A 15,106-nucleotide genomic window follows, 5' to 3' on the forward strand; every position below is an offset into this window, starting at 1 on the left:
TGGAGGGCGGCTGATGAACTCGCGAGGCCGCCGCATGATACTGTGAAGCCCCAACACTATGTAATTCTATGAATTTCTACATAGAGTAGAACCCTTAAGAAAATTTATGCGCAAATGACGTGATTTATAAAAAAGGAGGGAAAAGTTTGCCAAAAATCAAAATTGGAGATATCCAAATTAATTATGAAATTCACGGAAAGGGCGAACCATTAGTAATGATTAGAGGATATAGTTCCTCACTGAAAATGTGGCTGTTTCAAGTACCGGATTTCTCGAAAGAATTCAGAGTCGTTCTGTTTGATAATAGAGGGGCGGGCGAAACCGATAAACCCGATATACCATACTCCATCCGTATGTTCGCTGAGGACACTATCGGTTTAATGGATGCCTTAGAAATCGATTCTGCCCACATTCTAGGTATTTCAATGGGAGGAATGATAGCACAAGAAATAGCTTTAAACTATCCCAAAAGAGTTAAGAAACTTGTTCTGTGCGCAACCACAGTTGGCGCACATGGGGTGAACGCTTCACCAGAAATAATCTCAAAACTAGTTCGAGCCCCAAACATGTCAGAAGAAGAATTCTACAGGAGAATGGTGCCGGTGATTGTGGCAAAAGACATTCTGGAAAACAGAAAGGATCTAGTTGAAAAGGTTTTTCAAATGTACGTGGAAAACGCGGCTCCAGAATACGCTAATCGCCATCAAATTGAAGCTGTCATGTTCTTCGACAGTTACGATCTTATTCCACGTATAAAGGTACCTACTCTAGTTTTACAGGGTGTGGATGATGTATTAATACCTCCAGAAAATGCTCGTATATTGGCGGAGAGAATTCCAAACGCTAAGCTCGTGTTTATTGAAGGTGGGCACCTATACAATATGGAGTATCCTGAGGAGTTTAACCGAGAAGTAATTAATTTTCTTAAGGGAAAATAAATAGTTGATTGAAAATTGTTCGATAACATTTTTCCTTACAATTTTTCTATTTATTTCTCCCAACTATAACTTTGTATAAAAATTTCTGGGGTTATTTTTCTCATAGCTATCTCTATTGGAATAGCTATCATAACACCTAAGAGAATTTGGCCTATAATAATAGCAATATTCGTACCTGCCAAACCCAAGAAGAATTGCTCTATAATGAAGTAACCCAAGATTATAAGAATGCCACCTCCAAATATGGCAAGAATGCTCCACCCAACAGATGCATCCACTTTAAGACCAAAGTATAAGAACAGCAAACCAAAACAAACCGATATAATAAGCCACGCCCACCATGGAACGTTAACTAGAATGTGCCACCATCCGCACTGGAAATATGTAGTAAATAGATTAGTGCTCCACCACCAGGGTCGAACTCCCCCGTAAATTTCTGCTAAACCTGATAAACAACTTATACCCAAGTAAAGAATTAAGCCAGCAATTCCCGTACACATAACTATGCTGAGGGGTTTCCACCACCTTTTAACCAAAAGACGGAACTTGTATCCAAAAAACCCCACTGCCAAACCTTCTCCCCCTTTAAATATTAACATGCCGAGGGCATACTGATTAAAGCCAAGAAAAATATTGGCAAGCATTGAGCCTATTCCACCTGCAATGCCTTCTATGATTGGTCCAAAAAGTAAAGCAGTTACGTATATAACGCCTTCACCGGCATTGATGTAGCCTTGGGAAAATGGGAAATATATCTGAAAAGCCATGGTAGCAATACACACCAGTGCAGTCATCATACCGGTCAGAGCAATATTAACAGAAAGGGGGAATCTTGGTAAGGCCTCAAGCATCCCCTCTTTTAAAGCCATTGGTAATTCTTTAACCATCTTCAGACCTCTTCAATTCTTTGTGTATCCATATATAAGGGTAATTGTTTGAATATATTATTTAAGTTGATTGCAAAATTAAATTACTGCTATAAACACTAGGTCATTCACATTAGTTCCCGTGGGGCCTGTAAGAATCAAGCAATTGTCTATGCTCTTAAAAAACACTGTAGAATTATTCTCTAAAAGAAAACTAGAAGCATCCAGTCCTTTCTTTTTCGATTCCAAAATGGTTTGTCCATCAATTATGGCACCCGCTGCTTCGGAAAAACCGTCAATACCATCACTATCCAAAGCTCCAATAACCACACCTTTTACCCCCACTAGCTTAAGTGCGGCACTCAGAGCCAACTCTTGGTTCCTACCACCTCTACCCGCACTCTTGCCACGCACCGTGACTGTGGTTTCACCACCCAAAATTACCACCACCGGTTTTTTCCAAGGCTTATTGTGATAAAAGATTTCCTTAGCGATTCCACTAACTAGGGTACCTACATCCCTGGCTTCTCCCTCCAAGTAAGTGGTTAAAACCAACGAGTTTAATCCCCTTTTCTGTCCTTCCCTTTGAGCAGCCATGCAAGCCATTCTGTTTGTGGCTATCAACAGATTAAACACCTTCTCGAAAACTGAGTCACCAGGTTTAGGTGTCTCAGAATATTTTCCTTTGAGTCCCCCATACAAATGATTTCTGATGTCCTCTGAGCATAAATCCCAAATATTATACTCTTTCAAAACATTGATCGCATCCCTGTATGTGGTGGGATCGGGCATCGTGGGGCCAGAAGCAATGGTTTCAAGAGGGTCACCCACCACATCAGAGATTATTAGACTGACAATTGTGGCGGGAAAAGCTGCCTTAGCAAGATTTCCTCCTTTAATGGCTGACAGGTGCTTACGCACCGCATTCATCGAGTTTATATCCGCTCCGCTCTTGAGTAAGGCTCTATTAACCTCTTGAAGATCCTCTAATGAGACTCCCTCTACAGGTAACGGGATAAGTGCCGATCCTCCGCCTGAAATCAGACATAGAATTAGATCATTTTTTTGAGCTTCTTCTGCCAAACTTACCATTCTCCTGGCTCCCTCTAATCCCCTTATATCGGGAACAGGATGCGAAGCCTCTACTAATTCAATTTTTAAAGTTCTAAACCGGCTTCTGGTTCCTTTGAGAATGTTAACACATCCCCCACTAATTCTCTCTCCCAATATTTCTTCTACAGTTTCTGCCATAGCACCGCTTGCTTTCCCTCCCCCCACAACATAGATGTTGTCTAAACTGTTAAGATCAAAAGTTTTTCCATTGATTGTTAATTTATTTCTTTTTAGAAGAAGGCTTTTTTTCACCGCAGTTTTAGGATCAGCGGCTCTGAGTGCAGACTCGATTAAAGCTAGTACAATTTCTCTAGCTAACCTATTCTTCCCACTAGAACTCCCAATAAGCTGGTCATAGTTGTTTATTATCAGTTTTGACATATCATTCACTTTAAACTTTAAGAATTAAGAAACTTTTGTGAAGAAACTAAAATATCTGTTTGAGTAGAACCCCAGATAACGAGATTTCTAACTTTTATTAAAAACTTGGATTATTTATCACAAATCGGGCATTTTAAGGTGTCCGCTTTAAGCCTCGTTATTCTTCTATTTGAAAGACAAGTGGGGCAAACAAGTAGCTCTGTATGGCAATTAGGACACTCTCTCTTGGTAAGGCATTCGATACAGAGCTCAGCTCCACATCCTGGACATCTCAGACCATGATTACGACAGAAGCTTTTCCGATGTCTCTTACACCGATACTTTGCTTTATCGATGCAAAAGTCGCAAAAACGAACCATTTTTTTTCCTCCGGATTAGCCTGTTTGGTCGAATTTCATAATCTTGGATTAATTATTGTTTTTTAGATACGTGTTATATAAATATTTCATTTTTCGGTAGGAAGTATTCATAATTAAACAATAGCTCTTCCCCAAGCATTTGACATTAAACATTAATTATGCTTTACTTTTTTCAGGTAAAGAGTACCACCAAACATCCTTCAAGGAGGGAAAATTTTTCTCGTGGTATTAGCTTTATTGCATCATTTTCGCAAGCTATTCTACATACTCCACAGCCAAAACATTTCCATGGATTTATTACTGCTCTGTTGAGGGTTGGTGAATATGAAACCGCCCCGAATTGACAACGGCTTATACATTCCTTACAGCCTATACATTTACTATCTTCAATATTTGCAACGAAGTGTGAACGTTTATAAAAGTTCCATCCTCTTTCTCGAGAAATTTTAATGGCATAGCAGGAGGGGGCCTCGCAATTACAAAATCCGCCTACAATAGGTTTCTTATATATATAAACTGCGTGTACAAATCCTTCTCATCCAGTTTTTCCATACATTCTTTAGCTTCTTCCTTAGATAGGAATTCAACTCCTCCTCTGAAAAAATCAAACCATTCTCTAACAAAATCAAGAGACATACCAAAACCGAAACAACACTTTTCTTCGGGTCTTGCTCTAAGTATTCTCTCACAAGGACACGCGTACTTAACAATAGGACTCGCAATATCTAAAATTGCATTAACCTCTTCTAATGTCACAACTTGATGTAGACCGTATAATAGATATCTTTCTTCTGCAAGTTTTCTTAGATATGTAGCGATTTCAGGATTTTTTTCGTTAACCCAAGACATTACTACTTCCGCAAGTTGAAAATAAAGATTTTCTAAATGGGCAATTGCGGGAGTTTTCCCCTTTTCCTTAAGAGGCCCAAAGAAATCTTTTGTATAATTTTTAACATTGAGATACCAACGTTTTCCATCCCCATGTTCCATACACCAATCGCACATTTTAACCAGTCTCCTCAATTGTTATGGCACTTTTAGGGCAGATATTCACACATTGCATACAACCTATACATTGATCCGAAAAAATTCCAGTGACAATCCAATCGTTTGTTATTTTATAAGGCTCTCTTGATTTAGGATGCGTGAAAAACACGAGACTAGGGCAACCCTAAAACATTTTCCACACGTAAAAGGTCCTTCGCACAGGCTATTTTTTACTTCAATTTTGTAAATAGAATCATCTACAATTTATGAATCAATTAATAATCCACATTAAATTTGTTTAAATATTAAAATTTCTAGAACAATACAAGTTTTTAGCTTTTCAATTTTTTATATATAAACCTTTTAGTTTTGTACAAACTTTATTTGATTTGTTTTTTCATGTTTTTCTCTTATCAAGAGTTATGTTTTTTTGGTTTCGCTGGCAATTTCATGATAAAGTATAAATATCGCCTTTTTATTGTTTAATTTGGGGTCCGTCTAACCAATAGTCGTCTCTCCTAAAACAATAAATTCATTCTAAATTACAGCCGGGTTGAAGGTGACATCATTGGAAGAAGCTGCTTATGAACTAGTTTTGGAAGCTGGAAACAAGGGTTTACTCCAGAGTGACTTGTGGAAAAAACTTGGTGTAAATAGCCGTGAGGGTTCCCGAATCGCCGTGAAACTTGAGAAGAGAGGATTAGCCCGAAGAGCTAAAGAACTCTACAAGGGGAGATGGACTTACCGACTATATCCTAACAAGGAAGAAGAGACTCCAATAACTTGGAATACTCTTAATAACTGCCCGTGCTTTACCTGTGTACAAATTACAAGGTGCGGTACATCTCAACCAATATCTCCCATAAAATGTAAAAAAATCACAAACTGGATAAATAAACAAATTGTGGACTTTTAACAATCCCTAACCCCTTAATAGGCTATACTGCAATTTTTTTACTTTTTTCTAAAATTCTTAGCCACAATGTACATTTCAGCACTAGATTTTCTGGAAGCCGATGGCTTAGTGGTTCTAACAAAACCAAAACACTTCTGAACCTCTTTCAAAAAATTCGGATACTCACTTCCCTGAAAAGCCTTTATAACAAGAGTACCCCCATCTTTAAGGGCCCTTTTAGCTATGTTTAGTGAAGCCCTTGCAAGAAATATCTGTCGCTCATGATCCACACTCCAAATGCCGCTCACATTAGGTGAACAGTCGCTCAAAATAACATCAAACTCTGAACAAACACTCAGAACCCGGTTCAGCGTCTCCTCCTCCAGAATATCCCCATAAACAAAAGTCACACCATCAATATCCAAAATCCTATTAATATCTACACCCACAACAATTCCTTCCTCACCCAACTCCTCCTTAGCAATCTGCAGCCATCCACCTGGAGCACAGCATAAATCCAAAACGGTCTTTGCACCAGTAAAAATCCCGAACCTATTATTCAGTTGTCTTAGTTTAAAAACTGCTCGAGACCGATAGCCCTCTCTTTGAGCCTTATAATAATAATGATCCTTTCGTCTCAAATAAAAAACACGTCCCTTAAATTCTAGTCATTTTCATTCAAATCCTAATAACACATATACATAAAGATTCTTTTATGTATTAAAAACTACAATCCCTTGACTTTTTATAGTACTTTTATCAGTAAAATATCCTAAGATAGTTATCCCTTTTCAGAAAAAATAACTTAATTTTTAAGTAAGGTTTTTAACCAGATAACCTATACCGTAACGCAAAAAGTAAACTCTAGCAATAGTCAGTGACCCGTAATCTACACCCGTAGACTGGTGAGAATCTTGACCGAAAATGAAGAATTCTATAAAGCCAAGATTTCTACACTAACAAAAGAGCGTATTACCATAATTGAAAATCTTAGAAAGCTAAGAGAGAGCGCCGAGGAATATAAACAAAAGAGGGATGATAAAAACCGGGAAGTACAGATGATTGCACAACAAATCAAAGAACTAAAAGAAGCAAACGAAGAAACCAGTTCCAAAATGAGCCAAATAAAAAATGAGAAAGAAAAACTATACGAAAAAGTCCAGGAAACTTCCTTTAAAATAAAAGAGGAAAATAGTAAACTAAAACCGTTGAATTTTAATGGTGAATACCTGAAGAAAAAAAATACGAACTAGAATGGAAACAACAAACCACACCCCTCTCCCTAAAAGAGGAAAATGCTATCATCAAACAAATCGCAGAAATGGAAGAAGCCCTAAAAGACTATGAAGAAAACCTCAAAATACAGAACAATATTAATCAGCTTAAAGAAGAAATGGAAGAAACCTGGCAAAAAATAAATACACTGAAAAAAGAAATACAGGAAGAATACGAAAAAAGCAAACCCACATTCGACCAAATAACACAACTCGCACAAAAAAGAGACGAACTACGAAACACCGCAGACATCCATCATAAAAACTACATCGAAATATTCCAGAAAATAATCCAGTACGAGAACCAGCTAACAAAAATAGAAGAAGAAATATCTCTATACAAAACCCAGCAAATCAAACTCGCACGAGAGAGAAGAGAGAGGGAACAACAAGAAAAAAGAAAGAAAGAGGAAACAATAATCCAAAACAAAGTAAAAGAAGCCCAAGAAAAACTCGAAAAGAAAAAACGCGTAACACTACAAGAACTAAAACTGGCAATGGGCGAACAATAACTATTTCTAAATCAAGCTAATAAAAATTAAAAATAGTCGGAGGCACCTCAATGAGCAAATTAGAAAACCTTAACCCTCTATTCTACCCCAAAGCCGTAGCCGTAATCGGCGCCACAGATAACTCGTTCAAACACAGCAACTGGTACATGCGCTCAATACTAAAAAGAGGATTCCCAAAAGAACACCTATACCCTATAAACCCCAACGAAGAACGAGTCCTTGGATTAAAAGCCTACTCCCGAGTGCAAGATGCACCCGAACCCATAGACCAAGCCATAGTCTCGGTACCTAAAAAAGTAATCAAACAAATCATAAAAGACTGCGTCGAAGCCAAAGTAAAATTCGCAGTAATCTTCACATCCGGATTCTCAGAAAGCGACCAAGAACCAGAAGAAGGAAAAAAACTAGAAAAGGAACTCCTAGAAATAATCTCCGGCAGCAACACCCGAATAGTAGGCCCGAACTGTATGGGTGTTTACTCTTTTGAGGGTGGGCTTTCTATTCCTTATATGTATAATCCTCCGGAGAATGGACCGGTATCATTCGCGAGTCAGAGTGGGGGACATACTGTTGGACTGGCGAGTATGGCTGATTTTTGGGCTAATATACAGTTTAACAAAATAGTCAGTTATGGTAATGGAATAGATCTGGAAGTTACCGATTACTTGGAATATTTTGTGGAGGATCCTAAAACTAAAATTATTAACCTCTATGTTGAGGGTATTAAAAATGGTCCCCGCTTTTTCAGGACTTTGAGGGAAGCTTGTAAGGTTAAACCGGTTATTGTCTGGAAAGGTGGCTGGACATCGGGTGGCTCACGGGCTACGCTTTCCCATACCGGTTCTCTTGCAGGATCTAACCAGATTTGGGGAACGGTGTTCAAACAGTCGGGTGCAATACAAGTTTACAGTATGGAAGAACTCTATGAGGTTACCCTGGCTTTCCTTAGATGCAGGACGCCTAGAGGATTTAATGCTGCGATTTTGGGGGGAGGCGGCGGCCACGCCGTTGTATCCACAGACGAGTGTGAGAGTGGGGGTTTGAAGATTCCCGCCTTTAGTCCAAAAACCAAAGAAAAGCTGAGTAAAATAGTCCCTGATATCGGGACAGGTATAGCTAACCCTATTGATGCCTCCTACTTTGTTTACAACGATATGAGCATGTACTCTAAGCTATTAGAAGTGGTAGAAAAGGATCCCAAAATTGATATAATAATTCTGCAACACGAAGCGATGAATAGTGAAAGAAACGATCTACTATTTAATATACTGAAGGAAGCTAAACCAAAACTTGAAAAACCCTTTGTAATGATTCTAAACCCCTCAGGCGGTCCTATTCAGTACACGCCTGAAATGGAGGCTGAACGTTTGAAACTTTTTAAAAGATACTTGAATGATAATTTTCTCATATACCCTTCAATATATCGGGCGTCAAATGCTATTTATAAAATGGTGCAGTACTATAAGTTTCTTGAACGTCACGGAAAATCTGAAAAGGCTCCCGAAACAGTGCTCAAAATGGCATAAATAAGAAGGTTTAATTTTTCTACTAGAATCCTTTTCGGGATTATTCTTCTGTGAAGGTGCCTATTGATCCTTCGGCTTCTTCTACCGAAACTTTTATTTTTAGGTCTTTGAGTGGTGACTGTTTTAATTGTTTGTAAATATACTCCGAGATTTTTTCCACTGTGGTGGCTTCGATGGGCAGAAGTAGTGCGTCTTCTTTTGGGAAGATGTATCTCCTCTTGTTTGCTATAACTTCCAGTTCCTTTCCCATTTCTTTGATTTCAATGTCATCTGCTTTGGTGGGAATGAGTATGTGGTGATCCATTTTCTGGCATATTTCCCTAGTTATGTTTCTCACATCCATGAAATCCACTATCATCTGTTGACTGTTTAATTCATCCGACTCCACCTTGATGGTTACCCTATAGTTGTGACCGTGTATTCGCTCACATTTCGGGTGGTGCATTAAGAAGTGGGCTGCAGAAAAGTTCAAGTCAGTTCTTTCCACGATTAGTTTATACTTCATTTATTCGAACTTCCTAAAATGTTCATATTTCGGTTATAGCTTGCTCAATATCTAAAATCTTATTCTTGTATTTCTTTGCAACATTTTCCACAAAAACTTTTAACTCTTCCTCATTTAAACCTAGTTTTTAGGAATTTTTATAGAATTCCTACAACCTTATGGGCCTGAATGGATAACGAAATATCGTTTTTACCAAGATATTTTGATGCGGCTTCGGTAAACTGGAATAGTTGTTTTATTGAGGGCTTTTTTACCTCACTAAACGGTGTCACAATCTGTATGCATAAAGGGCATCTCATCTTAGCCAATTCCCTAGCATACCATTCAATATTTTCTATTTTTGTTTTAGATGTGACCACAACTTTGGCGAATGTCTTAGCTTTAGCCTCGGTAAAAATTTGAATAGTTTCAAATTCTTTCTCTACCAAAGCTTTCCAGTCTGAGGCGGCTCCTGAGGACTCGTCCTTGATATCACAGCAGCAGTACTCAAAAAGTTCAGCCACATTTGAGGCACAATTGGGCAAAGAGCCATTAGTTTCAAGATAAAGCGTATACCCCCCTTGGAAAAGTGTCTCTGAAACTATTTTTAGGAAATCTGTTTGATGTAAAGGTTCACCACCGGTGAATGAAACCGAGTGAAGATCCGAAGTTTCCAGCATTTTCACACATTTAAGTAGCAGAGCGGTGTCCACAGGGTTTGAAACCATTCTGAAGTCTCCGGCTCCCGGATTTTTTTCTATTCTGAATTGTGGTATTTCTTGTTTTTGAGCTCCAGGTGATTAGCGTCTCAGAGCTTGTTCTATGAGATGTCGCACCACCTGCATCCCTTGGTTCCGAATTCTCCGAGGGCTAGGTTGCAGCCCGCGAATCGCACGATTCGACGGAAAGATCAATAGTATCTTTCCCATATCTGGCGCTTCCCATAACACGAGCCGCTTACGCTGCCTCCTTCCCCTTTACCTCCCTCAAAAGGATTTGGTAGGAGGAGAACATCTCAACGACCCATCCCTTATCCAAGAACATCACCTCGAAATAAATACGTCGATAAGGTTTTCTAAATAAACTAAATTTTTATTCAACTTTTTTACTTTATATTTACGAGTCGCTTCTTAAACTGTTAGATACTTTGATTCATAAAACTTATGTATTTGTTTCTACTTCCGTTAATGTTGATTTGAAAGGAGCTGATTTCTATGTCTTTAACAGGGCTCTTGATGGGTAAGCTTGAGGTTAAACTGTGTAATGCGAGGTCTATTGAGCAAAACAAGATGATGGTCGAGGAACCCGGCGAAAAAAGTTATGTTGAATCAACAGCAGTAATACTACTAAGCAAAGAAGATATGGGTAGCCGAGGCTTTAAAAACGGAGACAATGTGAAAGTGACCACTAAATTCGGAAAAGTTATTGTTAAAGCCTATGAAACGGATGAAACAAAAAAGGGATTAGCACTAATGCCAAACGGTCCCTGGTTTAACTCCATAATGGACCCGGACATAGATGTGACCGGAAACAACTCTTGCTATGTTTTAAAAGCCAGCATAGAAACCACCAAGGAAGAAGTTTTAAACACAGAAAAACTCTTTGCAACACTACTGGGAAAGGATGCTGATGAGTGAATCACTTCTCTTAAAAAATGGCTTCGTATTTGACCCGAAAAATAACGTAATTGGGGAACGTATGGATATAGCTATAAAAAACGGAGTAATAGTAGAATCGGTCAACGAAAAGGATGCCGAGGTTATAGATGTTGGAGGAAAAATGGTTTTTCCCGGTGGAATCGATATACATACTCACGTGGCCTCGCAGCACGTTAATTTTGGCCGTATGCTCTATCCCTCATCTTCAGACAGTGTTCTTTTCACAGCTCCTGAAGTGGGCTTAATTTATTCAAAAATGGGCTACACCTTCGTGGTCGAAGCCGCAGTATCCCCAACAAAAGCCTTACATACTCACCTAGAATTTCAAGATATCCAGTTACTGGATTATGCATGCCTACTATTATTAGACACGTATTGGTACCTTTTACCCGCAGTAAAGAAAAAATCTGTGGAAGAAGCAGCCATCATAATCTCATGGCTCCTCGGATCAACCAAAACCTACGGAGTCAAACTGGTTAACCCCCTAGCAAGCGATGCCTGGAGTTTCAAAAAAGAAATAACCAGCATAGAAGAACCCATAAGACACCTGGGAGTATCTCCACTAGAAGTAATCCAAACACTAACAAAAGCAAATGAGCATCTAGGCTTACCACACCCGATTCACATACATCCCAACCACGCCGGAAAACCAGGAAACTATGAAACAACCCTCAAAACCCTAAAAGCCCTTGAAGAAATAAAACCCAACAAAAAACAAAGAACAATACACTTGGCACACGCACAATTACATAGCTATGGTGGAAGCGAAACAATAGAATCCAAAGCAGAACAAATAGCCAACTACATAAACACTCACCAAAACGTAGAAGCAGACATCGGGCAAATGGTATCCCACCAAACAATAAGCCTCTACGCAGACAACCCTCTTCTAACCAGAACCGCAAATGAAAAAAACATATTCACCGACCAAGTAGAAATGGAGGCAAGCTTCGGAGCAGCACCCACAAAACACGAAATGGACAAGACCGGCAGCATAACATGGGCAACAGGACTAGAACTAGCACTCCAAATAAAAGACCCTTGGCAAATACAGCTATCAGTAGACCATCCCAACCAAGCACTAATCACAGACTATCCCCAAATCATAGCCTGGCTCGTAAGCAAAAAAGTCAGGGACCAAGTCAAACTAAAAGCAGACACAGCACTACCCTCAATTGAAAGAGAATATTCCCTAAACGAAATAGTAATAATAACCCGAGCAAGCCCTGCACAATCCCTAAACCTACCAAACAAAGGAAACCTATCTATAGGATCAGACGCAGACATCGCAGTATATAATTTCAATCCGGAAACTCAGGACCCAACAAAGGAAACAGAAGACCTGATAAAAGCTTTCTCCCAAACATCATACACCATAAAAAACGGAGTAATAGTTATGAAAGAAGGGGAATCCATTGAAAAATTCAGAGGAAAAACCTACTGGGCACACAGAGATGGAGTGGAACTTCCAGAAAAAAGAATGACAGAGATGGAACGTTACTACTCGCTAGACATCAATAATCTGAAAATTCCAAAAGAAATACTCCACAATCCAAATGAAATAAAATATTAAAAAATAAATCCATAATTTTTTTAAAAAAATTTTTTAAACCAAAAAAATAAAAATGGTGTGGCAGGTGCAATATTGCACCTTTAGTAATCTACTTTTTAGCTTTCAATTTTACGAATTTTTCGTACAGTGTGGGGTCTGGTATCTCCGTGGATTGCCAGTTCCTATCCTTGAGAACCTTTAATAGGTCTTCTTTGAACGTAAGCGGGATATCCCCATCGACTCTAATATACTTGTGGACATCATCTGGAAAGTCCTTGCCGAATTTTCTCCGGTACAGGTCTATCCAGTGGCTGAGCTTAATGGCTCTACCCTTAAAGGTGTCGTTCGGTCTCATACACAGCTTAGCGGTCTCTACAATGCACTCGTCCATGTTTTCAACCGCAACCATCAAATGTTCAGGGGTCGGGCCGACATACACTTTCTCTCCAGTTCTAGCATTGTACACGTACCAGTCCTCATCAATGTCAGGCCTACCTAGAAGCATTCTGCGGTACTTGGATCCGTGTGGTCCCACTATTACTGGGATTCCGTAGATGTTAACACCGGTCGCTATTGAGGCCGCCTTCTGGCTGTAGGCACCCCAAGCGACACCAACAGCGCCCACTCGGTTCAGAACGTAGTCTGCGATCTCTTCGAAGTTCGCCCTCAGAGGTCTCCGAGCGAAAATGTTTGCGATTTTTATTGCGGCGCCTGTAATGTGAGGGTTAGATACACAGGAACCAACATTTACTAGTCCTCCGGCATCGAAGTCTCCGTGATATTTCTCGTACAGGGTAAGCCCCTCCTCGTCCCGGTATCGGGCTATGTCCATGGCTGAGCAGCCACTGGTGACCACTATGTATCTTCGTTTTAGGAACTCTTCAGCCATTAGGGCCACTTCTTTTGGTCCCGCGGGATAGTTTGCACACCCAACGTAAGCCACCACACCCGGGATCTCGCCTAGAACGATGGGAGCACCAACATTCCGGATTTCAGTATCCTTAATTGGGCCCCGGCCAACCCTAACCCTATACCTGTCCTGTTTGATCTGGTTATCCGCTGCTGCGTCAATCATTTCTTTGACTGGTATACCTTTACTGCAAGCCTCGGTGCACCTACCGCATCCTATACAGGGCTCGTATAGGGCTGCAAGCTTAGTTAAGTCACCTTCGGCAGCGGCTTTAATAGCATCTGTGGTAGCTGCATCATTTGGGCAAGCTCTCTCACACTCGTAGCATCCAGTACATTCTTTAGCAAGTTCTATAATCTGCTCCTCTGCGATAACATTCTTGAACTTATTTCTAAGAGGGGCAAGCTTCATAGCGGTTCTCACTGCAACCTCTCCAGCCTTATCAGGGTCTAGTATAAGTGCACCATTAACCTCGCCTGCCATGGCATACTTCACTAGGTCGTCCACAATCTCCTGAACTGGATCCTCGGTTCTATCAGATAGACCCATGCAGTTTTTCTCATTTGTGGCTATGAACGCCGCCTTAATCTTGGCGACTTCCTTAATGTTGTCCGTTCGGATACACTGCTCATCCACCATCACAACATCTGGAACACCGGATCTTATGAAGGTCTGCTGGCGTGCAATGGAGCCCACAACCTTATATCCTGGATCATATCTGGTCAAGTCTATGGCGGTACAACAGATACCAGCAACTTCTACACTATCTTCAAGCTTGTGCTCGCGAAGATAATCTATAACACCCACGCTGGGCATAACATTATGACCTATAACTAGAATAGCAGGTTTGGTCGTGTCTATGCAACCCAGCCCAATATCCACTAATGGTACATCGCCTTCACCCTTCGGAAAGTCCAATGAGGTTATCTGGATTAGGTCGGCTGCTTCCATTCCTATGGCATCCATCAAACTAACATGCATAGCCTTAGCTTCAAAGTCGATATAGCTCCCCTCCTGTCCGGTGTGAGTGGCAGAAGCAGAGTGCACTATTTGGCCTTCAACGTAGTCCAGTACCTCTTCCAAGTCGCCCAGCCTTCTCGGCCTTATGCCTGTAACGTTTCGGATTACTGGGGCCTCGACCTCAATATCATTTCCCAAGTCTACAGGGTGATCAGGACCAACTCTTTCAATAAGGTCGTTTAGTAGATGTCTTGCGTGAGCGGTGTGCGCTGATGCGCCTATGATACAAGCTAGGAGAACTATTCTGCCTTGAGTAGCATCAATTGTTATTCCACATGCTCCCTCCTTACCCGCTGTTAGATCACAGTGTCCATAGGTACAGAGACAGCAGCGGTCACAGAAGGGGGCATAATAGGGTTTATATCTTTTGAGAAGTCTGTTAACGGTCCATGGTCTCAGTCTGGCTAGTGAGGGCATAGGAGTGGGTCCCATGGGTTCCCATTCTTCCTCCTCTAGTATGACCTTTCCTATCTGTAACTCCAAGTTTTTGAAAGATGCTAGAGGTGTCTTGAGTTCGTCTGCTTTTAAATATCCAGACGTTTTAGCCATTATTATTTGTCCTCCTAAAACTTAAATTTATTATTATTTTTTATATTATTTTTTTATATTAATGTAGTTTGTTAAATAAAAG

17 protein-coding genes are annotated in these 15,106 nt (G+C 40.2%); 7 read left to right on the forward strand and 10 right to left on the reverse strand.

From position 1 onward, the window contains the following. Window positions 1–146: 146 nt before the first annotated feature. A complete protein-coding gene (locus ACUVXA_RS05970; protein WP_445870331.1) occupies window positions 147–938 on the forward strand; it encodes an alpha/beta fold hydrolase in 792 nt (263 codons plus the stop codon). Window positions 939–988: 50 nt separating this feature from the next. On the opposite strand, the gene ACUVXA_RS05975 is transcribed toward ACUVXA_RS05970, so the two are convergent. The 6 genes from ACUVXA_RS05975 to ACUVXA_RS06000 all read right to left on the reverse strand — a co-directional run bounded on the left by ACUVXA_RS05975 (window position 989) and on the right by ACUVXA_RS06000 (window position 4,813). After that, complete coding sequence (locus tag ACUVXA_RS05975; protein WP_445870332.1) at window positions 989–1,825, reverse strand: ECF transporter S component; 837 nt, start codon at window positions 1,823–1,825, stop codon at window positions 989–991. A 78-nt stretch (window positions 1,826–1,903) separates the two neighbouring features. Further along, window positions 1,904–3,298, reverse strand: coding sequence for a glycerate kinase type-2 family protein (locus ACUVXA_RS05980; RefSeq protein ID WP_445870333.1), 1,395 nt, complete (start codon window positions 3,296–3,298; stop codon window positions 1,904–1,906). A 110-nt stretch (window positions 3,299–3,408) separates the two neighbouring features. Continuing rightward, window positions 3,409–3,657, reverse strand: coding sequence for a hypothetical protein (locus ACUVXA_RS05985; protein WP_445870334.1), 249 nt, complete (start codon window positions 3,655–3,657; stop codon window positions 3,409–3,411). Window positions 3,658–3,829: 172 nt separating this feature from the next. Continuing rightward, a complete protein-coding gene (locus tag ACUVXA_RS05990) occupies window positions 3,830–4,168 on the reverse strand; it encodes a 4Fe-4S dicluster domain-containing protein (protein WP_445870347.1) in 339 nt (112 codons plus the stop codon). Then, entirely contained in the window at window positions 4,147–4,662 is a 516-nt protein-coding gene (locus tag ACUVXA_RS05995; protein ID WP_445870335.1) for a hypothetical protein, read from the reverse strand. The genes ACUVXA_RS05990 and ACUVXA_RS05995 overlap by 22 nt, the downstream gene beginning before the upstream one ends. A 1-nt stretch (window position 4,663) precedes the next feature. Then, entirely contained in the window at window positions 4,664–4,813 is a 150-nt protein-coding gene (locus ACUVXA_RS06000; protein WP_445870336.1) for a 4Fe-4S binding protein, read from the reverse strand. A 399-nt stretch (window positions 4,814–5,212) separates the two neighbouring features. On the opposite strand from ACUVXA_RS06000, the gene ACUVXA_RS06005 reads away from it, so the two are divergent. Then, window positions 5,213–5,560: a helix-turn-helix transcriptional regulator gene (locus ACUVXA_RS06005; protein WP_445870337.1), complete on the forward strand. Its 348-nt coding sequence runs from the start codon at window positions 5,213–5,215 to the stop codon at window positions 5,558–5,560. A gap of 38 nt (window positions 5,561–5,598) precedes the next feature. On the opposite strand, the gene ACUVXA_RS06010 is transcribed toward ACUVXA_RS06005, so the two are convergent. Continuing rightward, the gene (locus ACUVXA_RS06010; RefSeq protein WP_445870338.1) at window positions 5,599–6,180 is read right to left on the reverse strand and encodes an RlmE family RNA methyltransferase; all 582 of its coding nucleotides are present in this window, start codon (window positions 6,178–6,180) and stop codon (window positions 5,599–5,601) included. A 273-nt stretch (window positions 6,181–6,453) separates the two neighbouring features. On the opposite strand from ACUVXA_RS06010, the gene ACUVXA_RS06015 reads away from it, so the two are divergent. The 3 genes from ACUVXA_RS06015 to ACUVXA_RS06025 all read left to right on the forward strand — a co-directional run bounded on the left by ACUVXA_RS06015 (window position 6,454) and on the right by ACUVXA_RS06025 (window position 8,851). Then, a complete protein-coding gene (locus ACUVXA_RS06015) occupies window positions 6,454–6,792 on the forward strand; it encodes a hypothetical protein (protein WP_445870339.1) in 339 nt (112 codons plus the stop codon). Between the two features lie 68 nt (window positions 6,793–6,860). Continuing rightward, a complete protein-coding gene (locus ACUVXA_RS06020; protein WP_445870340.1) occupies window positions 6,861–7,325 on the forward strand; it encodes a hypothetical protein in 465 nt (154 codons plus the stop codon). Window positions 7,326–7,375: 50 nt separating this feature from the next. Next, window positions 7,376–8,851, forward strand: a complete 1,476-nt coding sequence (locus tag ACUVXA_RS06025; protein WP_445870341.1) for an acetate--CoA ligase family protein — start codon at window positions 7,376–7,378, stop codon at window positions 8,849–8,851. A 40-nt stretch (window positions 8,852–8,891) separates the two neighbouring features. On the opposite strand, the gene ACUVXA_RS06030 is transcribed toward ACUVXA_RS06025, so the two are convergent. Together ACUVXA_RS06030 and ACUVXA_RS06035 are read right to left on the reverse strand one after the other, a co-directional pair. Further along, a complete protein-coding gene (locus tag ACUVXA_RS06030) occupies window positions 8,892–9,356 on the reverse strand; it encodes a 6-pyruvoyl trahydropterin synthase family protein (protein ID WP_445870342.1) in 465 nt (154 codons plus the stop codon). A 137-nt stretch (window positions 9,357–9,493) separates the two neighbouring features. Beyond that, on the reverse strand, window positions 9,494–10,063 hold the full coding sequence (locus tag ACUVXA_RS06035; protein WP_445870343.1) for a 7-carboxy-7-deazaguanine synthase QueE: 570 nt from the start codon (window positions 10,061–10,063) through the stop codon (window positions 9,494–9,496). 486 nt (window positions 10,064–10,549) lie between these two features. Between ACUVXA_RS06035 and ACUVXA_RS06040 the strand changes: the two genes are divergently transcribed. Continuing rightward, complete coding sequence (locus ACUVXA_RS06040) at window positions 10,550–10,972, forward strand: molybdopterin dinucleotide binding domain-containing protein (protein ID WP_445870344.1); 423 nt, start codon at window positions 10,550–10,552, stop codon at window positions 10,970–10,972. Then, complete coding sequence (locus ACUVXA_RS06045) at window positions 10,965–12,566, forward strand: formylmethanofuran dehydrogenase subunit A (RefSeq protein ID WP_445870345.1); 1,602 nt, start codon at window positions 10,965–10,967, stop codon at window positions 12,564–12,566. The genes ACUVXA_RS06040 and ACUVXA_RS06045 overlap by 8 nt, the downstream gene beginning before the upstream one ends. Window positions 12,567–12,654: 88 nt before the next feature. Here ACUVXA_RS06045 and cdhA read toward each other — a convergent pair whose 3' ends face one another. After that, window positions 12,655–15,024: a CO dehydrogenase/acetyl-CoA synthase complex subunit alpha gene (gene cdhA / locus ACUVXA_RS06050; protein ID WP_445870346.1), complete on the reverse strand. Its 2,370-nt coding sequence runs from the start codon at window positions 15,022–15,024 to the stop codon at window positions 12,655–12,657. Window positions 15,025–15,106: the final 82 nt, after the last annotated feature.

It is taken from the genome of Candidatus Jordarchaeum sp., from assembly GCF_052745115.1.